The 23,712-nt window shown below is 57.9% G+C and carries 24 protein-coding genes; 11 read left to right on the top strand and 13 right to left on the bottom strand.

From position 1 onward, the window contains the following. Positions 1–13: 13 nt before the first annotated feature. The 3 genes from ACR0B5_RS08325 to ACR0B5_RS08315 form a co-directional block, all read right to left on the bottom strand. A complete protein-coding gene (locus tag ACR0B5_RS08325) occupies positions 14–499 on the bottom strand; it encodes a (2Fe-2S)-binding protein (RefSeq protein WP_480539836.1) in 486 nt (161 codons plus the stop codon). A 148-nt stretch (positions 500–647) separates the two neighbouring features. Further along, entirely contained in the window at positions 648–1,649 is a 1,002-nt protein-coding gene (locus ACR0B5_RS08320) for a molybdopterin-binding protein (protein WP_480539834.1), read from the bottom strand. After that, entirely contained in the window at positions 1,646–2,614 is a 969-nt protein-coding gene (locus tag ACR0B5_RS08315; RefSeq protein WP_480539832.1) for an XdhC family protein, read from the bottom strand. The genes ACR0B5_RS08320 and ACR0B5_RS08315 overlap by 4 nt, the downstream gene beginning before the upstream one ends. A 225-nt stretch (positions 2,615–2,839) precedes the next feature. On the opposite strand from ACR0B5_RS08315, the gene ACR0B5_RS08310 reads away from it, so the two are divergent. Beyond that, positions 2,840–3,340 carry a hypothetical protein gene (locus tag ACR0B5_RS08310; protein WP_480539830.1) on the top strand — a complete coding sequence of 167 codons (501 nt, stop codon included), beginning with the start codon at positions 2,840–2,842 and terminating at the stop codon, positions 3,338–3,340. Positions 3,341–3,343: 3 nt separating this feature from the next. Here ACR0B5_RS08310 and ACR0B5_RS08305 read toward each other — a convergent pair whose 3' ends face one another. Both ACR0B5_RS08305 and ACR0B5_RS08300 read right to left on the bottom strand, forming a co-directional pair. Next, complete coding sequence (locus tag ACR0B5_RS08305; RefSeq protein WP_480539828.1) at positions 3,344–4,603, bottom strand: vWA domain-containing protein; 1,260 nt, start codon at positions 4,601–4,603, stop codon at positions 3,344–3,346. A 58-nt stretch (positions 4,604–4,661) separates the two neighbouring features. Next, positions 4,662–5,570 (bottom strand): AAA family ATPase, encoded by a 909-nt coding sequence (locus ACR0B5_RS08300; RefSeq protein ID WP_170483861.1) that lies wholly within the window; start codon positions 5,568–5,570, stop codon positions 4,662–4,664. A gap of 135 nt (positions 5,571–5,705) precedes the next feature. On the opposite strand from ACR0B5_RS08300, the gene pyrC reads away from it, so the two are divergent. Continuing rightward, complete coding sequence (pyrC, locus tag ACR0B5_RS08295) at positions 5,706–6,743, top strand: dihydroorotase (protein ID WP_480539825.1); 1,038 nt, start codon at positions 5,706–5,708, stop codon at positions 6,741–6,743. On the opposite strand, the gene ACR0B5_RS08290 is transcribed toward pyrC, so the two are convergent. Continuing rightward, a complete protein-coding gene (locus ACR0B5_RS08290; protein ID WP_480539823.1) occupies positions 6,740–8,035 on the bottom strand; it encodes an MmgE/PrpD family protein in 1,296 nt (431 codons plus the stop codon). The genes pyrC and ACR0B5_RS08290 overlap by 4 nt on opposite strands. 38 nt (positions 8,036–8,073) lie before the next feature. Next, positions 8,074–8,520, bottom strand: a complete 447-nt coding sequence (locus ACR0B5_RS08285) for a type II toxin-antitoxin system RatA family toxin (RefSeq protein ID WP_480539821.1) — start codon at positions 8,518–8,520, stop codon at positions 8,074–8,076. A 73-nt stretch (positions 8,521–8,593) separates the two neighbouring features. Here ACR0B5_RS08285 and hpt point away from each other — a divergent pair, with 73 nt between their 5' ends. Beyond that, a complete protein-coding gene (gene hpt / locus ACR0B5_RS08280; protein WP_170376813.1) occupies positions 8,594–9,130 on the top strand; it encodes a hypoxanthine phosphoribosyltransferase in 537 nt (178 codons plus the stop codon). Positions 9,131–9,138: 8 nt separating this feature from the next. Here the strand turns inward: hpt and ACR0B5_RS08275 are convergent, their stop codons facing one another. Together ACR0B5_RS08275 and lipA are read right to left on the bottom strand one after the other, a co-directional pair. Continuing rightward, entirely contained in the window at positions 9,139–10,281 is a 1,143-nt protein-coding gene (locus ACR0B5_RS08275) for an amidohydrolase (protein ID WP_480539819.1), read from the bottom strand. Beyond that, positions 10,278–11,228: a lipoyl synthase gene (lipA, locus tag ACR0B5_RS08270; protein WP_170551141.1), complete on the bottom strand. Its 951-nt coding sequence runs from the start codon at positions 11,226–11,228 to the stop codon at positions 10,278–10,280. Before lipA ends, ACR0B5_RS08275 begins: the two co-directional genes overlap by 4 nt. A gap of 262 nt (positions 11,229–11,490) precedes the next feature. On the opposite strand from lipA, the gene ACR0B5_RS08265 reads away from it, so the two are divergent. After that, on the top strand, positions 11,491–12,039 hold the full coding sequence (locus ACR0B5_RS08265) for a peroxiredoxin (RefSeq protein ID WP_170718092.1): 549 nt from the start codon (positions 11,491–11,493) through the stop codon (positions 12,037–12,039). A 47-nt stretch (positions 12,040–12,086) separates the two neighbouring features. Here the strand turns inward: ACR0B5_RS08265 and ACR0B5_RS08260 are convergent, their stop codons facing one another. Both ACR0B5_RS08260 and ACR0B5_RS08255 read right to left on the bottom strand, forming a co-directional pair. Next, positions 12,087–13,010, bottom strand: coding sequence for a LysR substrate-binding domain-containing protein (locus ACR0B5_RS08260; RefSeq protein ID WP_480539818.1), 924 nt, complete (start codon positions 13,008–13,010; stop codon positions 12,087–12,089). A gap of 47 nt (positions 13,011–13,057) precedes the next feature. Further along, complete coding sequence (locus ACR0B5_RS08255) at positions 13,058–14,140, bottom strand: DUF6456 domain-containing protein (RefSeq protein ID WP_480539855.1); 1,083 nt, start codon at positions 14,138–14,140, stop codon at positions 13,058–13,060. A gap of 240 nt (positions 14,141–14,380) precedes the next feature. On the opposite strand from ACR0B5_RS08255, the gene ACR0B5_RS08250 reads away from it, so the two are divergent. Then, positions 14,381–14,680: a DUF6477 family protein gene (locus ACR0B5_RS08250; protein WP_170458051.1), complete on the top strand. Its 300-nt coding sequence runs from the start codon at positions 14,381–14,383 to the stop codon at positions 14,678–14,680. On the opposite strand, the gene ACR0B5_RS08245 is transcribed toward ACR0B5_RS08250, so the two are convergent. Together ACR0B5_RS08245 and ACR0B5_RS08240 are read right to left on the bottom strand one after the other, a co-directional pair. Then, positions 14,681–16,225 (bottom strand): trimethylamine methyltransferase family protein, encoded by a 1,545-nt coding sequence (locus ACR0B5_RS08245; RefSeq protein WP_480539815.1) that lies wholly within the window; start codon positions 16,223–16,225, stop codon positions 14,681–14,683. A gap of 135 nt (positions 16,226–16,360) precedes the next feature. Further along, positions 16,361–17,065 carry an MgtC/SapB family protein gene (locus ACR0B5_RS08240; protein WP_480539813.1) on the bottom strand — a complete coding sequence of 235 codons (705 nt, stop codon included), beginning with the start codon at positions 17,063–17,065 and terminating at the stop codon, positions 16,361–16,363. A gap of 164 nt (positions 17,066–17,229) precedes the next feature. Here ACR0B5_RS08240 and guaA point away from each other — a divergent pair, with 164 nt between their 5' ends. The 6 genes from guaA to ACR0B5_RS08210 all read left to right on the top strand — a co-directional run bounded on the left by guaA (position 17,230) and on the right by ACR0B5_RS08210 (position 23,693). Then, entirely contained in the window at positions 17,230–18,789 is a 1,560-nt protein-coding gene (gene guaA, locus ACR0B5_RS08235; protein WP_480539811.1) for a glutamine-hydrolyzing GMP synthase, read from the top strand. Between the two features lie 89 nt (positions 18,790–18,878). Next, entirely contained in the window at positions 18,879–19,550 is a 672-nt protein-coding gene (locus ACR0B5_RS08230; RefSeq protein WP_480539809.1) for a class I SAM-dependent methyltransferase, read from the top strand. A gap of 29 nt (positions 19,551–19,579) precedes the next feature. After that, entirely contained in the window at positions 19,580–20,485 is a 906-nt protein-coding gene (locus ACR0B5_RS08225; RefSeq protein ID WP_480539807.1) for a DMT family transporter, read from the top strand. Positions 20,486–20,678: 193 nt separating this feature from the next. Then, the gene (locus ACR0B5_RS08220) at positions 20,679–21,758 is read left to right on the top strand and encodes an OmpP1/FadL family transporter (RefSeq protein WP_480539805.1); all 1,080 of its coding nucleotides are present in this window, start codon (positions 20,679–20,681) and stop codon (positions 21,756–21,758) included. A 115-nt stretch (positions 21,759–21,873) separates the two neighbouring features. Beyond that, complete coding sequence (locus tag ACR0B5_RS08215; RefSeq protein ID WP_480539803.1) at positions 21,874–22,770, top strand: DMT family transporter; 897 nt, start codon at positions 21,874–21,876, stop codon at positions 22,768–22,770. A 50-nt stretch (positions 22,771–22,820) separates the two neighbouring features. Further along, positions 22,821–23,693, top strand: coding sequence for an ATPase (locus ACR0B5_RS08210; RefSeq protein ID WP_170376788.1), 873 nt, complete (start codon positions 22,821–22,823; stop codon positions 23,691–23,693). Positions 23,694–23,712: the final 19 nt, after the last annotated feature.

The following is a 23,712-nucleotide window of genomic DNA, read 5'->3' as shown; positions in this document are numbered from 1 at the left end:
TCCCTCGGGCCGCTTATTCGGCGGCGATGCTGCTGACGTCCTGGCCCGAAGCGGCCATGATCGCCTTGACGATGTTGTGATAGCCCGTGCAGCGGCACAGGTTGCCTTCCAGATACTTGCGGATCTCGGCCTCGGACGGGCGCGGATTGTCCTTCAGCAAGGCCGCCGCGCTCATCACCATGCCCGGTGTGCAGAAGCCGCATTGCAGCCCGTGGTGATCCTGAAACGCCTGCTGGATCGCATTGAGTGTCCCATCCTCGGAGGCCTGACCCTCGATCGTGCCGACCTCGGCCCCGTCGGCCTCAACCGCCAGCATGTTGCACGACTTCACGGCCTCGCCGTTCACATGCACCACACAGGCCCCACATTGCGCCGTATCACAGCCAACATGCGTCCCCGTCAAAGACAAATGATCCCGCAAAAAACCAGACAATAACGTCCGACCCTCAACTTCACCGCTCACAGACATGCCATTCACAGTCAGCGATATATTTGGCATAAGACCTCCCCTTCTTTAGCTCCTTCGCTTGGGGCGAGTTAAACACGGGAGGTCTGACTTGAGAACAGGAATTTGTCGCTTTTTGACACCAGAGGGACGCAAAAGGCCGATGCCATAAACTCATCGGCGCCACCTGTGGGCCTCTGAACTATTTCTTCCGTTGCGCGCGAGGTTGCGGCCGGGTCGGGATTTCCTTGAGCAGACCGCCCACACCCATCGCAGCAATATCAGCACCAGTGGTCTCAACCCCGCAGGCGACCCGCGACAAAACCCAATCGGCGCCATTCAACGCGGGAGAGCGCGCGCATCCTGGCAGGCCGATCACAGGGCGTGTGTTCAGCGCCCCCAGAAACAGCAAATTGCCCGGATCGACCGGCATGCCGAACCGGTCAACATCCCCACCCGCGGCGCGCACGGCGGACGGGGCCACGTCGTTCACATCCGACGTGGCCGAGGCCGTCAGGATCATCAGCACATCGCCTTCGGCACGATCAATGGCCGATGCAAGTTGATCGGTTTTATGCGGGACGATCTGCACATCGCACAGGTCCATGCCCAGAGCTTCGACACGCCCGCGCATGGCCGCGATTCCCTTCTCATTGGGCGGCCCTCCGGCGATGTCCGTTACGATCAATCCCGCGCTGCGATAGACCGGCGCGACAAGGCGCACCGAGGCCTGCGCCAAACCCGCCGCGCGTTCAACATCGGCTTTGGGAACGGCGTAGGAGATCACCTTGATCGTGGCAACCATACCGCCCGCTGTCATCTGCTGATGCTGCGGTACCGTTGCGACGGTGATCATCGGATTGACGCGGTTGAACTGCTCGAGCGCCGCCACATCCAGCACCACCACGCCGGGCCCCTCGGCCAGAAGGTTCACGCGACCGGTGAACGCCTCGGTCAGACGCAAATTGGCGCCGGAGGGGTCAGGGACCAGAGCGCGGGCCAACATCTCGGCGGCCTCGTCCTCATGACAATCGCCCGGCTCCAGACGGGCGACGATGACCTCGTCAAACTCCGCGCTAGACAATTGCGAGACATGCTCGGCAGTTAGCATGAGCCCTTTGCGCAGCTTTTGGTCCGAGACTTTGACGGAATGCGCAAGAATAGCTCCGGCGGCTTCGGTCACGGGCACAGGGCCGAATTTCATGCCTTACCTCGCAGAACGGCGGTCATCTGAGCCAGAATGGCCACGGCAATTTCGGAGGGGCCTGCCGCGCCGATATCAAGGCCAATCGGCCCGTGAATGCGCTCAATCTGAATTTGAGTGAACCCCGCCTCAGTCATCCGCTCAACCCTTTTGGCATGGGTGCGGGTCGACCCGAGGGCGCCAATGTAGAACACATCCGCATCCAACGCGGCCTGCAGGGCCGGATCATCCAGCTTTGGATCGTGGGTCAACAGGACAATGGCCGTGCGCTGATCCAGACCCAAATTGGCGACTGCTTCATCCGGCCAATCGGTCAACAAAGTCTCTCCGGGGAAGCGGCTGTCTGAGGCAAATGCCTCACGCGGGTCGATGATGGCCGAGTCGTAACCCGCAATCCGCGCCATCGGCACCAAGGCCTGCGCGATATGAACCGCACCGACGATGATCAACCGCAACGGCGGGTTGTGAACGGCGACGAAGGTCTTGCCATCCTCTTCGAACCCGGACCGGTCCATGCGCAACCGATCCGCATAAGCATTCCGGCGCAAGGCCCTGTGTCCGCTGTCTGTATTCACTTCATAGGCCAGCGGTTCACGGCGCGCTCGGGCGGCTACCAACTCGGCCAACATCGGCTCAGGCAGGACAGAGCCAACCGGCTCGACCAACACACGGATAGTGCCTCCACAAGCCAGACCAACGGCAAATGCGTCTTCGTCGCTGACACCGAATTCAAGCAGGCGCGCCTCACCCTCGTCAATTGCTTCAATGGCTTCGACGATTACGGCGCCTTCGACGCAACCGCCCGAGACCGACCCTTCAATCCGCCCATCCCCACCAATCACCAACTGAGACCCCACACGGCGCGGCGCGCTGCCCCAGGTTTCGACAACAGTGGCCAGCGCGGCACCGCGACCACTGCGATGCCATTCCAAAGCGCGTTCCGGGCTGCTGTCGAATCGATCCATCGAATCCTCCTGGCTTGTTGCAAACCAACATAGGCAGCCTTGGACCAATGAAAAGCGAACGTTAGTCGGAGACGGCAGTCAATTCGCGATTATGTGGGCAGTAAAAGGCCGATTTGATATTCACACTCTCAAAGGATTGATTGCGAATACCCCACGTCTTAAGTTGAAACCGCGCCTGAATTTGGATTGGGCGCTCTCAATAAATTTCTCAACGGAGACGAAGAGTTGAAACGCATTCTTACACTGGGAACGGCGCTCGGCCTGTTGGCCTCGACCGCTGTATGGGCTGATACATTCGAACGCTACGGTGAGGTTGAAGGCTGGAAAGTCTTCATCGACAACGAAAAGAAATCCTGTCTGATTGAGGCCGTGGATGACGCGGAAAACGTTGTTCAGATGGGCCTGACCGAGGATCGCGGTGTGGGTTACGTTGGTGTTTTCACCAAGGCGGAAACCAATATCAAACGCGGTGAGAAAGAAGCCGTGGCAATCCTGCTGGGTGATAACCTTTATGTGGGTGAGGCCACTGGCATGAAGGGCAATATCACCAAGGGTTATTCCGGCGGTTATGTCCTGTCCGACGACCCACAATTTGCGGATGATTTGGCCAAGAAACAGGTCATGATCGTCTTCCCCGAAAAGGAATTTGCGTTCACCGTAGATCTGACCGGCACTTACAAGGCCATGGAGATGGCGCGTGAGTGCAACGAAAAACAGCTGGGCTAAACCCTAGCCAGAAAGCGCGGACATGAGCCGCGCTTTCTCTCCGACATCGTCCTGGGCTGAGATGACCGTGGCGAGGTCTTCGAGCGACGCGATCGAATGACCCGCGCGGAAGCTGTCGACATGGGGCAGCATGGCGGCCACGCCCTGCGCTTTGGGGGCGAACCCATCCCAGCGCAGCAGAGGGTTCAGCCAGATCAGACGCCGGGCCGAAAGATGCAGGCGCTCGGTCTCTTTCGCCAAAGCTTCGGGCGCACCGCGATCCAACCCGTCCGAGATCAGCAGAACCACCGCGCCCTGCCCCATCACGCGCCGCGACCAGTCTCGGTTGAAGGCGTGCAAGCAGTCTCCGATCCGCGTGCCGCCTTCCCAATCCTGCGCCTCGGCCCCGGCGGCAGCTAGGGCGGCATCCACGTCGCGCTGGTGCAGGTGACGGGTGATATTGGTCAGTTGCGTGCCGAAGGTGAAGGCATGGACCTTTGCCCAGCCGGCCCCCTTGGCGTTCGAGACCGTGTGAAGGAAGTGCAGGATCAGGCGGCTGTATTGGCTCATCGAGCCGGAGATATCGCAGAGCACGACCAGATTGGGCCAGCGCGGCCGGGGTTTTTGTTTCGCGATATCGTGCATCTCACCGCCCTGACGCATGGCGGCGCGCAGGGTTCTCGCCCGGTCGATCCGGTGGCCAATATGGCTGGCCTGACTGCGCCGACTTTCGATCGGCTTGACCGGCAGGCTGAGGCGCGACAGGAGGCGCTTGGCCTGCGCGATCTCATCGGTACTCATCTGTTCGAAATCCAGACTGCGCAGACGTTCCTCGGATGAGGCGGTTTGCGAGGCGTCGATCTCGAGCTCGGTCTCGCCCTCCTGTTCTTCGGAGGTTTCGGGCTGATCGCGTTCAACCCCGTCAAGCAACGCCTCAGCCGCGCGTTTTTCACCGGCGTCGGCTTTGCGTTCTTCCTGCACGCCACGAATGGCGGGCAGCATCATGGACATCATGTGTTCAAGATACCTTGGGTCCCGCCAATAAAGGCGAAAGACCTGCGCGAAGACGGTGCGATGTTCGGGGCGGTTCACGAAACAGGCGTGTAGGGTCCAGTAGAAGTCTTGCTTTTCGGTGAAGCCTGCGGTCTCAACGGCCCGAATGGCATCCACCACGCGACCGGTGCCGATCGGCAGCCCGGCTTTTCGAAGGGCGCGGGCGAAATGTGTGATGTTCTGCGCCAGCTTCGGGTTTTCGGGAATGTCGAGCGGGATCTGTTCGGCCATCAACGCTCATGGGGGCTCTGCCCCCATACCCCCGAGGTATTTTCAAACAGAAGAAACATCAGGCCGGTTCTAAATCGGCCTTGGCTTCGTCAAGAATGCGTTTGGCCTCGGACCCTTGCAGTTTCTGGATGTCGTCCTGGTATTTCAGGATCGCGCCGAGGGTATCTCCGATCACTTCGGGGCTGAGGTTGATGACGTCCAGCGCCAGCAGGCATTTGGCCCAGTCGATGGTTTCGGCCACGCCGGGTTTCTTGAACAGGTCTTCGGTGCGCAAACGCTGCACGAAGGCTACGACCTCACGACTGAGGGACTGGGCCGCTTCGGGCGCGCGGGCGTTCAGGATTTCAATCTCCCGGTCGAAATCCGGGTAGTCGACCCAGTGGTAGAGGCAGCGGCGTTTGAGGGCGTCATGCACCTCGCGCGTGCGGTTTGAGGTGACGATCACGACGGGTGGTTCGGGGGCTTTGACGGTGCCGAGTTCCGGGATTGTGACCTGAAAATCGCTGAGCGCTTCCAGCAGGAAGGCCTCGAAGGGTTCATCCGTGCGGTCAAGCTCGTCGATCAGCAGCACCGGCGCGCCGTTTTCATCGGGCCTCATGGCTTGTAGCAAAGGGCGTTCGACGAGGTAATCATCCGAGAACAGCTCGGTCTGCAGGGCTGAACGATCGGCGCCGCCCGCAGCTTCGGCGGTTCGGATGGCGACCATCTGCGCAGGAAAGTTCCATTCATAGACGGCAGAGGACGCATCCAGCCCTTCGTAGCATTGCAGGCGGATCAGTCGGCGACCAAGCCCTGCGGCGAGTGCCTTGGCGATCTCGGTCTTGCCGACGCCGGCCTCGCCTTCCAGAAACAGCGGCCGGCCGAGTTTCAGCGACAGGAAGACGACCGTAGCCAGCGCGCGGCCGCAAACATAGCCCTGTGCGCTCAGCATGGTTTGAACCGCGTCTATGGAATCTGGCTGTGTCATGTGCTGAATTCTCCCTTGCCACAAAAGGTCATGGCCGCGCCTGTGCGTCAAGGCCATCACCCGTTTCTGAGCTACGACGTTCGAACGAGTTGACAAGGGCTTTTCCGGCAGCGGCCTCTGTGCTAGCGGATGCGCATGACCGATAGCATCACGATCCGCCGACCCGACGACTGGCATCTGCACCTGCGCGATGGCGCGATGTTGCAGGCCGTCCTGCCCGAAACCGCCCGCCATTTTGGCCGTGCGATCATTATGCCCAATCTGGTGCCCCCGGTGGTGACCGGCGCGCACGCCGCCGCCTATCGTGAGCGTATTATGGCTGCGCTGCCCGAAGGGATGACGTTCGAGCCGCTGATGACCCTGTATCTGACCGAAGATACGGATCCGGAAGACCTCGCCGCTGCGCATGCAAGCGGGTTGGTCAAGGCAGTCAAGCTGTATCCCGCGGGTGCGACGACCAATTCGCATTCGGGTGTTCGGAATTTCGACAATGTGCGCCCGGTGCTGGAGAAAATGGCCGAGATCGGCCTGCCTCTATGTGTTCATGGCGAGGTCACCGATTCCGAGATCGACATTTTCGATCGTGAGGCGGTGTTCATCGACCGCGTTCTGGACCCGATCCGCAAGGCCACGCCGGGCCTACGCGTTGTGATGGAGCATATTACGACCCGCGACGGAGTTCAGTATGTTGCAGCAAATGAGACCGATCTGGGCGCGACGATCACGGCGCACCACCTGATCATCAACCGCAACCACATTCTCGTCGGTGGCATCAAACCACATTACTACTGCCTGCCCGTCGCTAAACGTGAAGAGCATCGGTTGGAGCTGCTGAAGGCCGCGACCTCGGGCGATCCGCGCTATTTCCTGGGCACGGACAGCGCGCCTCATACGGATGACAACAAGGAAATGGCCTGTGGCTGTGCGGGCTGTTTCACGGCGACCAACACCATGTCCTTAGTGGCAGAGATGTTCGACCGCGAAGGTGCCTTGGACAAGCTGGAAGGGTTTGTGTCGTTGAATGGTCCGGGTTTCTACGGCCTGCCGGTGAACGAAAGCTCAATCACGCTGACCAAGGGTGACCCGGTCGAATACCCGTCGAAGATCGAAAGCGGCGACGGACCCGTCACCGTATTTGACCCCGGCTTCCCCCTGCACTGGCGCGTGGTTTAACCCGCCAGTTTTGCAGCCAGATCGCGGGCGCGACCTCCGGTGCGCAGCATCGACCAGATCGCGTCCGCCTCGTCCCCTCCAATCAGTTTCGACGCTTTGGCACGAACACGGTCTTCCCGATCCGCCAAAGACATCGGAGCCATCAGATCATGGGTAACCTCGCGTCGTACGCCGTCGCGCCGCAGCAGCTCTAGGTGGGCCCGGGTCTCGGTCAGAGACTCATCCGCCTCGACCGTTATGCGGTCTCGCAAAGAGCGAATTCGAGGATCAGCGCAGACCTTTTCGGTGTAACTACTGGGCAAAGCGGTGTCGTAGCCGAGCGCCTGCATGGCGATCACCGTACGATAGGAAAACTTCGCCCCCAACCCCGTAGTCGGAGACATCTGGTTGCACACACTCATCCAACGCGGATGGGTTTTGACCTTGATTTCAGCCACTTCGGGTTCGGCAATGTCCAGACGCAGAGCAGCCTCAAGCGCGGCGTGCAAACCGTGGCAGCAAGCGTGGAACTTGTGGCTGACCGATTCGAACAGCCACTCCTCCCCCAACCCGTCCAGCGCTGCTGATGTATCCGCCGCACCCTGGTGGGTTGCACCAAAGCCGTACTGGCCTTCTAGCGCACTCGCATTGGGCTCAAAGCCCCGTTTAATCAGCAAGGCGGCCTCGATCCCAGCTGATGCGGCCAATCCTGCATTGTAGGGTTTGCCCATGGTGCCGAACTGAGCTTTCAGGCCGGCCGAGCGCGTGGATGTCAGGCCCAGAACTTGCTGCATCTGGTTCGCATCAAACCCAAGAACCCGACCCACTGCAACCGCCGCCCCAAAGGCCCCCGCAGTCGCCGTTTGGTGAAACCCGGCCTGATAGTGATCTCGGCCAAGCCAGAGGCCGATACGGATCGAAACCTCCATCCCGATCAGGGCAGCTTCCAAGAGATCAACTAGAATACGGTCATCCCATTCCGAAACCGCCAAGGCCGCGGGTAGGATGGCAACCGACGGATGGCCGATATGGGCGAAGTGTGTGTCGTCATAGTCCAACGCATGGGACACCGTTCCATTGACCAGCGCCGCCGCCCGCAAAGGCGCTGCGCCGCCACCGAATAGATGGGCCTGCGCTGCGCCGCCCTCCTCCTGCACCATATCCCGGACGGCGACCGACACAGGCTCGGACACACCGGCACGGCCCACGGCGATCCAGTCGAGAACAGAAAGAGACGAAATAGCCCGCGCCTGCGCGGTTGTGTTGACGGGGCTGGCGGCAAAACTCGCAAGCGTTGAGGTAAATCCAGACATAGCGCGCAGTCTAGCGCGCGCCGGTCGTTGGTAAAGCCTTAGCTGTAAAGCTCAGCGGCGCGGACCTCGAATGCGCGCACGATGCGCTGCATGGCCTCGTTGAAGACAACACCAATGATCCCTTGCAGGATGGCGTTCTTGAACTCGAAATCTACATGGAACGAAACGTTGCACCCACCTTCAGGGGCGTCTTCAAACTGCCAGTCCGATTTCATGTATTTGAACGGGCCGTCCAGATATTCGGTGTCTATCTTCTTTTGGTCGGCAAACAAAGTCACCCGGCTTCCGAATCTTTCGCGAAACACCTTGAACGAGATCACCAGATCCGCCTCCATCACCTCGGCTTCGCCAGCCGCATAGGTCTTACGGATACGCGCGGCGGCACACCAAGGCAGGAACTTGGGATAGCTCGCCACGTCAGCAACCAGATCATACATCTGCTGGGCCGTATAAGGCAGGTGACGCGTTTCCGAGTGGATAGGCATGGCAATCCGGCATTAGAAGGTGACAATGGCGCGTCATGTCGTATGTTGCGCGCCAAAGATCAAGGGGGCTGCGATGACTGACCGCGCTTATGTGATAGATGAGATGATCTCGGCCAAGGCAATTGCAGCCAGAATCGAAGAGCTTTGCCGCGAAATTACCGAAGAATTCGGCAATACTGACAAGCTGGTCGTCGTCGGCCTGCTGCGTGGCTCTTTCGTGTTCATCGCTGATCTGGTCCGCGAGTTAGACCTGCCGATCGAGGTGGATTTCCTGGAGGCTTCTTCCTACGGCGACGCGATGGAGAGCAGCAGAGAAGTACGCATTCTCAAGGACTTGCGCGGCGCGATTGAAGGTCGCGATGTGCTGGTTGTCGAAGATATCGTCGATACGGGCCATACGCTGAACCACGTCACCAACTTGCTGCGCAGTCGTAAGCCGAAACGGTTGAAGTCCATTGCCCTGTTGGACAAACCCAGCCGGCGCGAGGTCGACTTTCGTTCAGATTGGATCGGGTTCGAGATCCCAGACGAATTCGTCGTGGGCTACGGAATCGACTACGCGCAGCGCAATCGCAACTTGCCGTTCATCGGCAAGGTTCGATTTACCTGAACACGGCCTCAGCCCAGCACCTGCCGGATCGCCGCCAGAAAGACGCCTGTGCCAACTGGAATCAGCGCGTCTGGGAAATCATAGTCGGGATTGTGAAGTTGGGGGTGGTCTCTCCCGGCTCCCAACCAGAACATCGCCGACTTTGCGACTTTGCCGAACTGGCCAAAATCTTCCGAAAACCTCTGCGGTTCATTAGTCAACTTGCATGGAACGGCTTGATCCGCACAGGCCTCGGCCAGAATAGTCACCGCCTCAGCGTCGTTGGTGCAGGCCTCGAAGACATCCTCATAGGTGATCTCGGCACTCAGGTTCTCGGACTTGGCGACCTGCTGAACCAAGGCTTCAGCATCGGCAACGAGCTTTGCCATACGGTCGTCTGACACGGTGCGCAATGTCACCCACAGCTCAGCTTGACCGGGGGCCACGCCAAAGGTCCGCTCTCCGAGGCTGGCATGCGTGATCGTGGTCAGCGCATAGTCGGCGTTCAGGGCGCCTGCCGTGCCGAGCCGGGTTAGTTCCGGGATCATTGCGGATAAAGCGCCCGCCGGAGAAACCCCGTCCTGCGGCGCAGCGGCATGAGAGGTCTTTCCGGTCAATGCAATCCGCATACCGCGAGAGGCGCAGTTGGTTGGCTCCTGACACAGCTCAACCTCGCCCAGTTCCAGCCCCGGCAAGTTATGGAGAGAAAACACGTAATCCGGCGCAAGCTTAGCGAACTCAGGATCGTCTCGGAACGCCCTGGCCCCCTGCCCGGTTTCTTCAGCAGGCTGGAAAATCAGAACCACCCGTCCGCGAGTCGGGCGCTGTTCCTGCAACGCAAGCGCAACGCCGAGAACCATCGACATATGGCCGTCATGCCCGCAAAGATGCCCTTTACCCGGCAAGGTCGAGATATACGGCAGCTCCGAGAGTTCCTTGATCGGCAAGCCATCCAGTTCACACCGAATTGCGACGGTAGGACCAGTCGCACCGCTGTCGAAGACCGCGGCAACTCCGTGCCCGCCGAGGTCAGTCACTACGGTATCCGCCCCCGCACGACGCAGCTCATCGGCCATGCGCGCGGCGGTTTCACGTTCTTGCCCAGAAAGCTCGGGGTGTTGATGCAAACTGTGGCGCAGCGCTGTCAGCCGCGCCAATCTTTCAGGCGTCACGCTTGACCCAGCTTCGCCTGCCGCGCCGCGCGCAAACGCGCGAAATCGTCGCCCGCGTGGTAGGAGGAGCGTGTCAGAGGTGTAGCTGAGACCATCAGGAAGCCCTTGCCATAAGCCGCTTTTTCATAGGAGGCGAACTCTTCGGGCGTCACGAAACGGTCCACCGCGTGGTGCTTTGGCGTTGGCTGCAGATACTGACCAATGGTCAGGAAATCTATGTCGGCGGCGCGCATGTCATCCATAACCTGACCGACTTGCTGTTTATCCTCGCCCAGACCGACCATGATGCCGGATTTGGTGAAGATCGACGGGTCCAATTCCTTCACTCGCTGCAACAGGCGCAGCGAATGGAAATACCGCGCGCCGGGGCGAACCTCGGGATAGAGGCCCGGTACGGTTTCGAGATTGTGGTTGAACACATCCGGCTTGGCCTCGACTACGGTCTCAAGCACTTCGGGTTCACATTTCAGGAAGTCAGGTGTCAGAATCTCGATCGTCGTCTTCGGGGAACGGTGACGGACGGCGCGAATTGTCTGCGCAAAGTGATCCGCTCCGCCGTCTTTCAAATCGTCCCGATCAACCGAGGTGATCACAACGTGGTTCAGACCCAATTTTTGAACCGCATGCGCTACACGACCCGGCTCGAATGCATCCAGCGAGTCCGGACGTCCCGTGGCAATATTGCAGAAGGTGCAGCCGCGGGTACAAATCTCACCCATGATCATCATGGTGGCGTGACCCTGGCTCCAGCACTCGCCTACGTTGGGGCATCCGGCCTCTTCGCAAACCGTCACCAGATTGTTTTCTCGCATGATCTTATGCGTCTCGGCATAACCCTTGCCGCCTGGCGCCTTGACCCTGATCCATTTCGGCTTCTTAGGCTGGGCGTTGTCCGGGCGATGCGCCTTTTCGGGGTGACGTTGTTCTGGGATTTTCAGATCGCGCACGGGCAGTTTTCCTAACTTTGGGTCAACTTTGTGTACCCATAACATAAAACACTCACGCCTGTTACACCAGCGACGCATAGCCGCTATGCACATATCTGGCGAGCGTCAAATTAGTTTAAACTTAAACTATATTTTTCACACGAAAAATCAATAGACAAGCCAATCAAACCTATCTTGCAGATGCAGCATTTCATGGATTGCAGGCAATTTATAACTGATTTAAGTCGCCAGAACGTCACAACTGAATCACAGGAACTTGAACATGAAGACCGGAGCAAAACTGCCCGATGTGACCTTCCACACGCGCGTCCGCGACGAGGCCGTCGAAGGCCCCAACCCGTTCCGCTGGGAAGACAAGACAACCGCCGATTATTTCGCTGGCAAACGAGTGATCCTGTTCTCGCTGCCCGGCGCTTTCACCCCCACATGTTCGACCTACCAGCTGCCCGGATTTGAAAACGGTTACGCCGATTTCACCGCCAAGGGTATCGACGAGATCTACTGCATGTCCGTCAATGACAGCTTTGTCATGAACAAATGGGCACAGGATCAAGGCCTGAAAAACGTCAAGGTCATCCCTGATGGTTCGGGTGAGTTCACCCGCAAGATGGGCATGCTGGTCGACAAGGACAACCTGGGCTTTGGCATGCGCTCGTGGCGCTATGCGGCCATCATCAATGACGGCGTCGTCGAAGCCTGGTTCGAAGAGCCCGGCCTGATGGACAACTGCCCCGAAGACCCATATGGCGTGTCCTCGCCCGAGACTCTGATCCAGCATCTGGAAGCTGCCGCCGAACCCGCGTTGGCGTAAATCCGGTGCTTACGCGCTGATTTCAGGCCCGCTTCTAGCGGGCCTTTTCATATCCGCGTGGCCGAAACGATCTGCTCCCCCACGTCCCGGATTACCTGAGTCAAACGATCAACCCAACCGTCATCCGTTGTTGATGCACGCCGGACAAGCCCCACCGTGCGTGCCGGTTGCGGGGCACCGAAACGCAAGAGCTTCATGCCCGGTACCGCCTCTGATTCCGATTTCGCGGCGAGTTCGGGCATCAGCGTCAGGCCGAACCCCTCTGCAACCAGCCGGGAAAGCGTGGCAAGGGAGGAAGCGCCCATGTTGATCTGCCCACTGCCCCGGTCCTGCCCGCAGACCTCCAGCGCTTGATCCGTCAGGCAATGGCCATCTTCCAACAACATTAACTGCGCCGATTGCAAATCCAGAGGGCGCAGCATCTCGGGGCTGGTGTTCACACGTTGCAGCCGCGCGGCGCTGCCTGCCAGCAGGAAGTGATCCTGGAATAATGGCGTTTCGCGGAATTCTGAGCCACCGGCCGGCAAGGCCAGAACGGCGGCATCGATCTCACCTTCGCGGAGCAAAGACAGCAACCGTTCGGTCCTAGCTTCGCGGATCTGCACGCGCAGCGAGACATCTTCGGCGCGCAAACCACCCAGAACGCCGGGCAGAAGGTACGGTGCAATTGTCGGGATGATCCCGATCGACAGCGACCGATGGCCGCCGGAGTGATCCCGCGCGAACTGGTCCAGCCGCACAGCTGCCCCCAGCACCTGACGCGCATGTTCCAGAACGTCTCGCCCCAGCGGCGTCAGCAGGATATCACGCGCCTGACGCTCGAACAGTACACCGCCCAGTGTTTCTTCAAGCGATTTGATCTGAACAGACAGCGCAGGTTGCGAAACGTTGCAGACCTGCGCAGCGCGGCCGAAATTGCGTTGCTCGGCCACCGCTTGAAAGTACTGCAACTGTTTGAGTGTGAAATTCATAGCCCTTGATTATCACCAAGGGCAAAAACCACAAGGGAGACTTATACCTAGCCAATCATACGATCTTGACCCGAGAGATCCTCATAGTGTCGTTTCAAGCGCTGCAACGCGATGCGCAGAACGATCTTGCCTGAGCGCGCGGACCAGCCCATGCGTTTTTCGGCCAGCTCCAGCCCCTCAAGATAGCAACAACAGCGCAGCGCAACGTCGCTGAGCCCCGGACCAAGGTCCGACAACGCGCGCGCCACACGGTCTTTCGCGTCCGACGCCCCTAGCCCTCCGTGAGATTCACTGTCAAAATGGCCGCGCCCGCCCCCGGTCAGAAAGCGATCCCAGTTCTGCGCAACCTGCGGACCGATCTGCGCCAGCTCAAAGTCTTCGCGCAGACGTTCCCCGGCACGGACAAGCGTTTCATCGAGAAAGGGTTTGCCGTCCCGGTCCCGCCGCCGCGCCAACGCGATCAACGGGCTTTCCGTAGCACCGTAGCGCATGCGTCGGGAGCGTTCCGGTGCGTCTCTATTTAACTTCGGCTGGAACGCCGCCTGTGCCTCGGCCATGCCGAACTCATTTCGCGACCGAGCCTTGTTTTCTACCTTGGCCACCAAACGGTTCAGCGCCGCGCGCCCCGATGTTGAGATCCGGTATCGGGAAATACGGCCCGGATTGTCACAGGAAATCCAATCCTGCAAGGCAAGCGCCTGTGCGATCTTGCAGTCAACAACGGCCGTCCTAGTGGTTCCGGCCTCTCCGGTGTCACGCACGACCACGGCCTTCTCCAAATCCTCGGCCACCGCCAAAACCGATCCCGTCTCACATAGGCGTCTCAGCACACGCAGCGCTTCGCCCTCGAATGAGTCGTCTTCCTGGTTGTCCTGTCCGCCTGCGTCAAAGCGGCGCGTCCGATCAGAGACCGAGAAATGCGTCTCGGCCAGCGATTGCAGCGCCGCATCGACCAAAGGATCATCGCGGCGCATTTCGACCCGTCGGATTTGTCTGAGAATGGTCGAGGCATGGCACCCGGCTGATCTTGCGATATCCCGGATCGACTGACCGGTTTCCGTGTGCGCAAGGTAGCGCTGTGCCCCCTCGGGAACCCATGCCGGAATAGAGAATGCCACGTTGTTTTCCATGTTCATTTGCCCTCGTCGACAAAACAGACTGCCACTTTTGCCCCCGAAATTAAAGTTAACCAAATCTAACTAGAGGTGGTTTCGTTACTCGTTCGTTAACCCCGAAGCGCAGCAACCAGATTTGATTCAAAAAGATAAACAGTCGTGAAACCAACGTTCGGGGCGACCTTGAAGGACGCAACACCCGTCTAGGTTGTGTGACAAACAGGGCGTCAATTCCCCGAGCAAGAGGCACCAGAAATGCAAGACCTGATGACCATGATCACGACACTCCGCCGCCCCCGCTTATTGGCACGCGCCGCAAAATTCGGGGCGCAGGATTACAACCGTGACCGGCATCTTCAACGCATCCTGGGCTATGGACGACTGCCGGGCAACGGGGCCGCTCTAATGCGACTTATGGATATGGAGAGAGAGCAAAATACGCTTCGAAAAGAAGAGGATGCCGCCTATTCTCTGGTCAGGCATCTTGATCTTCTGATTGCGCTTTTGGGTGAGGCGCAGCTGTATCAAGCCAGCCGCGCCGCACAGTTCGAGTGATCAGGTAAATGCGTCCGGCATCGAGGCTTTCTTGTCGGCAATATAAGCCTCGAGCGCCTCTTTGGTGGCCGGGCCCATCTGCGGCTGCTGGTAGTTGGCCAGCAGATGCTCGACCCGGGCCGAGGCCAACTGACGCGTATCGCGCGAACCTTCGTCCTGCCAGGTCTCGAACGGTTTGTAGTCCAGCACCTCGGTTTTCCAGAAGGCTTCTTTGAAGTTGGCCTGCGTGTGCTCACAGCCAAGATAGTGACCGCCCGGTCCAACTTCGCGGATCGCACCCATCGCCTGCGCGTTCTCATCATAGGCGACACCTTTGGCCAGACCGTGCAGAACACCCAGTTGATCGGCATCCATCACGAACTTTTCAAAGTCGGCAACCAGACCACCTTCGAGCCAGCCGCACGAGTGCAGCATGAAATTCACGCCCGACATCAGCCCCATGTTCAGCGAGTTCGCGGTCTCATAAGCTGCCTGCGCATCAGGCAGTTTCGAGCCACAGAACGACCCCGCAGAGCGGTAAGGCAGGTTCAGACGACGTGCCAGCTGACCTGCACCATAGGTGATATGCGCGGCCTCGGGTGTACCAAAGGTCGGCGCGCCCGAATTCATGTCAATCGAAGTCACGAACGCACCAAAAATCACGGGTGCGCCCGGACGGATGATCTGGCTATAGGCGATACCCGCCAGCACCTCGGCCAGAACCTGCGTCAGCGTCCCTGCAACCGACACCGGCGCCATCGCACCACCGACGATGAAAGGCGAGACGATGCAAGCCTGATTGTTCTTCGCGTAAACCTCTAGCGACCCCATCATCACATCGTCAAAGGTCATCGGCGAGTTGATGTTGGTCAGCGAGGTCATCACGGTGTTGTTCTGAACGAATTCCTTGCCAAACAGAATCTCGCACATCTCAACCGAATCCTGTGCGCGGCTAGGGTCGGTCACGGAACCCATGAAGGGTTTGTCCGACAGTGTCATGTGCGCCATCAGCATATCGAGGTGGCGTTTGTTCACCGGAATATCGGTCGGTTCGCAAACGGTACCACCCGAGTGGTGCAGCCACTTGGACATGTAGGCCAGTTTCACAAACTTGTTGAAATCATCCATGGTCGCATAGCGACGACCACCCTGCGCATCACGCACGAACGGAGGGCCGTAGACAGGCGCCAGAACCATGTTGCGGCCGCCGATCACAACCGATTTCTCGGGGTTGCGGGCGTGCTGAGTGAACTGGCTCGGGGCCGTTTTGATCAGCTGGCGTGCCAGACCACGCGGGATGCGCACGCGTTCGCCATCAACATCCGCACCCGCATTGCGCCAACGCTCCAGCGCGGCGGGATTGTCGACAAAGTTGACGCCAACCTCTTCCAGAATCGTTTCGGCGTTGTACTCGATGATCTCCAACGCTTCTTCGTTGAGGACCTCAAAGTTCGGAATGTTCCGCTCAATGTACTTTGCGGTGTCGATCCGAACCGCAGTGCGTTCTGCCCGGCGGGCGGCTCCGCCACCACCGCGACCTCGACGACGTGCTGATGCTTCAGCCATTTTTCCTCACCATACTTTGGATGTGTTGATTGGGGTTCTATCTAGCCCGCCAACACTCGCTACTATTGGAAGATAACGGCTATTGGCACATAAAAGCGACATTACGCCGCGACGTGACCCTTTAAAATAACGGTTTCAGGTCTCGTTCGCGTCTTCCCACTCAACACTCAGAATCCCCGGTTCAAGAATAAGTGGCGCTGCGATTTTGTGTTGCACGTTTTCGGGATGATCTTCGGTGGAAACGAGAATTTCCAGTGTTTGCAAACCTTTGTCGTCTGCATCTCCCTTTTGAAACCCGACAATGCGCACCCCGTTTTGCGCCAAAGCCTGTAGTGCCGCCGCACGGACCTCCGCCTGAGCATCTGTCGCGCACTGCACGAGAATGCGGAACTCCTGCGTCAACGGAACCCCGGCGCGTGTCGTTTTTTTCAACCACTTCACCAGTGGCCGCAGCCCCAGATTCACGAAAATAACGAAACCCGTCATCATGATCGCAAAGATCCAAGCACCACTTCCGGCCATCATCCCCACAGCCGCCGAACACCACAAGGTCGCCGCCGTATTCAGTCCGTGAATGGTGAACCCATGCCGAAAGATGATGCCAGCGCCAAGAAACCCAATCCCCGAAACGACCTGCGCGGCCACACGAGTGGGACTCACCTCATCTGGATAGAGCGCAGAGAACACCACAAAAGCCGCGGCGCTTAAGGCCACCAGCGCATTTGTGCGCAAACCAGCCATACGTTGGCGTACTTGACGCTCGGACCCGATCAGCGCCCCACAGAACATGGCCAGAGCCAAATTCAAAGCGGCAAGTTCAACAGCTATGGGCAAACGCATCTCTCCTATTCGGGTGTCCGCTTCACACAGACGGAAAAATCGTCATATTTTTGTTACAAAACTTTTACAATAGCCGAAGCGCAGTTTCGCAGAAATGCGGGTATCTGCCCTTCAGCAAAGACCTTTCTCTTGCGAATTCGTCACGCTTGGCCTATGGCCCGCACATGAGTGATACATCCCACGACCGCCTTCTGATCATCGACTTCGGCAGCCAGGTGACGCAGTTGATTGCACGCCGACTACGCGAGCTGAATGTCTATTGCGAAATCCACCCCTACCAGAATGTCACCATGGAATTTGTGCGCGAAATGGCGCCCAAAGCGGTGATTTTTTCGGGTGGGCCGGACAGTGTCACGCGCGAGGGCTCTCCGCGCGCGCCGCAAGCGATTTTCGACTATGGCGTTCCGATCCTGGGCATCTGTTATGGCCAGCAGGTGATGATGCACCAACTGGGCGGCAAGGTCGAAAGCGGCCATGGTACTGCCGAGTTTGGCCGCGCCTTTGTCACTCCGAAAGGTCAGTTGGACATCCTGAAAGACTGGTTCGCGGATGGTGATGAACAGGTCTGGATGAGCCATGGCGACCATGTCAGCGAAATTGCTCCGGGGTTTGAGGTCTACGGCACCTCCCCCAACGCGCCGTTTGCCATCACCGCAGACAGAAAGCGCCATTTCTACGCTGTGCAGTTCCACCCCGAGGTGCATCACACCCCCAAGGGCGCCAAGCTATATGAGAATTTCGTAAAGCTCGCCGGGTTCAGCGGCGACTGGACGATGGGTGCCTATCGCGAACAGATGATCGAGAAGATCCGCGAGCAGGTTGGTGACAAGAAGGTCATTTGCGGCTTGTCTGGCGGCGTCGACAGCTCGGTCGCGGCGATCCTGATCCACGAGGCGATCGGCGATCAACTCACCTGCGTCTTTGTTGACCACGGCCTGCTGCGCAAGAACGAAGCGCAGGAAGTCGTCGGCATGTTCCGCGACAACTACAACATTCAGCTGATCCATGCGGATGAAAGCGATCTGTTCCTTGGTGAACTGGACGGTCAAAGCGACCCCGAGACCAAGCGCAAGATCATTGGCAAACTGTTCATCGACGTGTTCCAGAAACACGCCGATACCATCGACGGCGCCGAGTTCCTGGCCCAAGGCACGCTCTACCCTGACGTCATCGAATCCGTCTCGTTCAGCGGTGGTCCCTCAGTCACGATTAAGTCGCACCATAATGTCGGTGGACTGCCCGAGAAGATGGGCCTGAAACTGGTCGAACCTCTGCGTGAGCTGTTCAAGGATGAGGTCCGCGCGCTGGGTCGCGAGCTGGGCCTGCCCGACAGCTTTATCGGCCGCCACCCCTTCCCCGGACCGGGTCTGGCCATTCGCTGCCCGGGTGAGATCACCCGTGAGAAGCTCGAAATCCTGCGGGAAGCGGATGCAGTTTACATCGACCAGATTCGCAAACACGGGCTCTATGATGAAATCTGGCAGGCCTTTGTAGCGATTCTCCCCGTCCGAACCGTCGGTGTCATGGGCGATGGCCGTACATATGACTACGCCTGCGCACTGCGTGCCGTGACGTCAGTTGACGGAATGACAGCCGATTACTACCCCTTCAGCCACGAGTTCCTGGGCGAAACCGCCACGCGGATCATAAACGAGGTCAAAGGCATCAACCGATGCACCTACGATATCACCTCGAAACCTCCGGGAACGATCGAGTGGGAATAGTCCGATTGAGCGGATGCCCATGGGCTACGGATACGTAAACATATAAATCAAGTGGTCAGTCACGGGATTCGCGACACGCCGCTAGAACAATGAAATGGTTGCTAAAAATGTCAAATTCCGACTCCCAATATTCGCAGAGTTTTCGGATTACAACGCGCATGATCTCCTGGAATAAGCCTAGGATCGGCAAGACAATTGCATCTTGGAAGCAATGGCGGGCCTTAAAGCAACAAAAAGATATCAAACTGGAACTGGGTTCCGGAGAGAAAAACGGAACAAATGGTTGGACAACCGTAGACACCGCGCCCTGCGACTTTCGCTATGATTTGCGCAATGGCATCCCGCTTCCAGACAACTCAGTTTCTGCACTCTATGCGTCTCACTTCCTGGAACACCTGAGCTACAAAGATCTCTGCACGTTCATTCCCGAATGCCACCGCGTTCTGAAATCCGGTGGTACTTTCTCGGTCTGCGTTCCCAATTTCCGCCTCTTCATCGAGGCCTATATGGAGAACCGGGAGTTTGAGCCCAAAGAAGGTCAGTTTCAGCCTGCCGTCGTCTCAACAGGGTCGAACATGGATCAGATAAACTACATTGCTTACATGAACGACGAACATAAGTATATGTTTGATCAGGAAAACCTCTTGGCTATCCTCAAGAAAGGCGGTTTCGAAACTGTCGAAAAACGGGGGTTCGATCCAGAGCTTGATCTTGCCGAAAGGGACTATCAGTCCATCTACGCCCTCGCCACAAAAGCCTAAGATGTCCGTCGTAAATTGAAGGAAAGAGATTGAGGGAAGCGTCTGGCTCGATTGGGAAAGCCGCCCTGTGGATGACCGGCGCTATTGCCTCATTTTCCTCAATGGCCGTCGCCGGGCGAGAGCTGAGCCTGCATCACGATACGTTCGAGATCATGATGTATCGCAGTTTTGTCGGCGTGATCATCGTGGCGCTGGTACTGACGGCGACCCGCAAATGGCATCAGGTCACAACCGAGCGTCTTGGTTTGCACGCGATCCGCAACACGTTCCATTTCACTGGCCAAAACCTCTGGTTCTATGCGGTCGGAGTGGCTCCTCTGGCACAGGTTTTCGCGCTTGAATTCACCCAACCGATCTGGGTCATCCTGCTCTCTCCGCTGCTGCTGAAGGAACGCCTGACCGCGATCCGCATGACATCGGCACTGATTGCTTTTGCCGGTGTTCTGATGGTGACAAGACCCGGAACCTCAAGCCTGTCGCCGGGTATTCTCATGGCGGCTGGAAGCGCGATTTTCTTCGCGTTTACAACGATCACAACGAAACAGCTCACCCGACACGCCAGTATCGGATGTATCGTGTTCTGGCTGACAGTGATGCAGGCGGTTCTTGGCACGATTGCCGCAGGGATAGATCAGCAAATCTTCTTGCCAACCCTGCAGACTGCACCCTTTTTGTTGCTGGTTGGTCTGGCCGGTCTTTTGGCGCATTTCTGTATCACAAACGCGCTTGCAATCGCCCCTGCGACCGTGGTGGTGCCATTCGACTTTGCCCGCCTGCCGACCATCGCTGTTGTGGGTATGCTTCTTTATCATGAACCACTGGATCACTGGACGCTGCTCGGAGCAGCCGTGATCTTTTCAGGTATCTTTCTGAATGTTTGGTCCGAAAATCGTAACAGTTTAGCAACAGTTCGTGCCGACACTCATAAGAAGTAACGCACGGTCACTAGTTGACGATAAAATAGACACCGAGACAGTATCGGGCATTCAAATCGAGCAGGTCGGCATCCGTACACTCACAAGATGCCATGCAGGCCTTCAAGGGACAGTAAGGGAGGAATACATGAGAAAGGCGCTACTATCAGCGTGCGCGCTTTGCGTAGGGGCAACAGCTGGCCACGCAGGTGGCTTGGACCGCAGCGGTCAACCGATTACAATAATTTTCCAAGAAGGAAACTACGCCGAATTTTCGGTATCGCGCACCAATCCCGACGTTACAGGCAACGACCTGACGAACCAGAACCCGGCAGGAACACCCTCAGGGAACATCGCCCAAGACTTCAATCAAGTCGGAGCTGGAATAAAGTACGACTTCACTGACCAGCTCTCGGCCTCTTTTATCTACGATCAGCCGTTTGGGTCTGACGTCAGCTACCCGGCGGCATCGGGCGATCCGACGCAACCAGGTTCCATTCTTTTGGGCGGGACTGAAGCATTCGCAGACTCGGATAGCTACACGGCAATGTTGCGCTACAAGTTCAATGACAACTGGAGCGTTCACGGCGGCATCCGCTACCAGGAGCTCGATGGTAGAATTCGTTTGTCAGGCGCGGCATACGGCCCCTTTAACAACTACCAGATCGATGTCGGTCGCGATGGATCGTTTGGTTGGGTTGCGGGCGCTGCTTATGAAATCCCTGATATTGCTCTTCGCGTAGCACTTACCTACCAATCGGAAATCGAGCACAACTTCTCTACCACCGAAACTTCGCCTGTGTTCCCTACGACCATTACGAGCTCTCAGCGAGTGAAGACTCCTCAATCGGTCAACTTGGATTTCCAAACCGGCGTTGCCAAAGACACTTTGCTTTTCGGTAGTGTTCGCTGGGCAGATCACAATGTAACTCAGTTGAGCACCACAGCCGTTGGAGCTCTTCCCAGTGTAGAACTGATTGAGTTGACCAATTCCTTCACGTTCAATCTTGGTTTGGCGCATCGGTTCAATGAAAACTGGGCTGCTTCTGTAAATCTCGGATATGAGGAAGCAGACAGCGACGATCTGGTATCACCTCTTGCACCCACCAATGGCTTCACGAGCATCGGCGTTGGCGTTCAATATACCTACGAAAACATGATAATCAGCGGCGGTATCAGATATACTGATCTCGGGGATGCTTTTGCGGAGACTGGGACGCCGGATGTCGCTCGGGCTGAGTTCAACGACAACGATGCGGTAAGCTTCGGTCTTCGGGTCGGATATCGATTCTGAAACGCAGCGGATTTCACATCCAATAGCACTATCAGCCTGCTGACTTTTCAGCAGGCTTTTTTGTTTCCGCATCTTTCGGGTCGCCGCATGAACTCAAAGCTGCCACAACCTGTTCATGGAACAGCAAAAACACCTATCCCCCCGCGCATGGGCTGAGCTTTCGCTGCTGGGTATCATCTGGGGCGCTTCATTCGTTTCAATTCGGATTGCGCTGGACACGATACCAGTGATGACCTCGGTGCTGCATCGAACATTCTGGGCAATGCTTGCCCTGTGGTTGGTGGTTTGGCTTAGGGGTCTAAGCGTCCCGACCTCACCGCGCCTCTGGTTGGGTTTTCTGGTCATGGGACTGCTCAACAACGTGATTCCGTTCTCGCTGATGGCGTGGGGGCAGTTGTACATTGACACCGGCCTCACGGCGATTTTGAACGCGGCGACGGCTATCTTTGGCGTTCTCATTGCTGCCCTCTTCTTTTCCGACGAGAGGTTGACACCACCGCGCCTACTCGGCGCAGGGCTGGGCTTTTTTGGCGTCTCAATCGCGATCGGTATCGGTAACCTCACCAGCTTCAGCCTGCAAAACACAGCTCAACTTGCCATCCTCGCGGGCACTATCTCCTACGCTTTTGCCGGCGTTTGGGCGCGCAAACACCTAAGCTCTCTGCCCCCAATCGTCGCCGCCGCCGGGATGCTGACCGGCTCGACCCTCTTCATGATCCCGATTGCCCTTATGAATGACGGCATCCCAAGTCTCAGCCTACCTGCGGTCACATGGGCGGCAATCGCTTATTATTCCCTGATCGCGACGGCGGGTGCCTATCTTCTCTACTACCGGGTCCTTGCAATGGCTGGCAGTGGCAATTTGTTACTCGTGACCCTCATCATCCCCCCTGTCGCGATCGTTTTGGGCGCCTTGCTGCGCGACGAGGCACTGGATCCACGCGCCTATGTCGGCTTTGCCGTGCTGGCCGCGGGACTATTGATCCTCAACCGAGCCGTCCCACGCGATTGACGCCGCCGCCTGCCCGAATTAGCAAAGGCAAAAACAAGGGACAGCACAAGATGATCTACAGCTCGGCAAGAGATTGGCGTGTGGCTGCACGCAAGAAGGTGCTGTTTTTCGGCATGTCGGGGCTGGGCAAGACCTATGTATCCAACATCCTGCGAGACAGCGGTGGCTGGTTTCACTACTCGGTCGACTACCGGATCGGCACCCGCTACATGGGCGAATACATCGCCGATAACGCCAAGGCTGAGGCGATGAAAGTCCCATTCCTGAGGGACCTTCTGCTGTCGGATTCGATATATATCGGCTCGAACATCTCGTTCGAGAACCTGACCCCTGTCGCATCCTATCTTGGCAAACCCGGTAATCCGGCGCTTGGCGGATTGGAGATGTCCGAGTACCGCCGCCGACAGGAGCAATTCCGACTGGCCGAAATTCACGCCCTTCTCGACACCGAATACTTCGTGGATCGGGCAGAGCGTCTCTATGGCTATCCGCATTTCATCTGCGACACAGGCGGGTCGATTTGCGAGTGGGTCGACCCGAACGACCCAACAGATCAACTGATGTCCGAGTTGTCAAAACAGGCGCTGATGATCTGGCTGAAGGGTGACGACGACCACACGGCCGAACTGGTCCGACGCTTTGACAAGGCCCCCAAGCCGATGTCCTATCAGGCTGAATTCCTGACCCGCGTCTGGACCGAATATCTAGATCAACACGGCTGCTCCGAGTCTGACGTGGACCCGGACGCGTTCATCCGGTGGACCTACGCTCAGGCGCTTGCCCATCGTCAGCCCCGGTACGAGGCGATGGCGAAGAACTGGGGCGTTACGATAACGGCCAAAGACATCGGAAAAGTGCGCGATGCGGCTGATTTCGATGAGTTGATCGAACGCACCCTTGAGACCGGGCGCGATCGCGCCTAACTACCTCCTCCTAACCTAC

The organism is Ruegeria sp. AG1, assembly GCF_056541705.1.
This window is presented reverse-complemented; position numbering and strand designations above follow the sequence as displayed.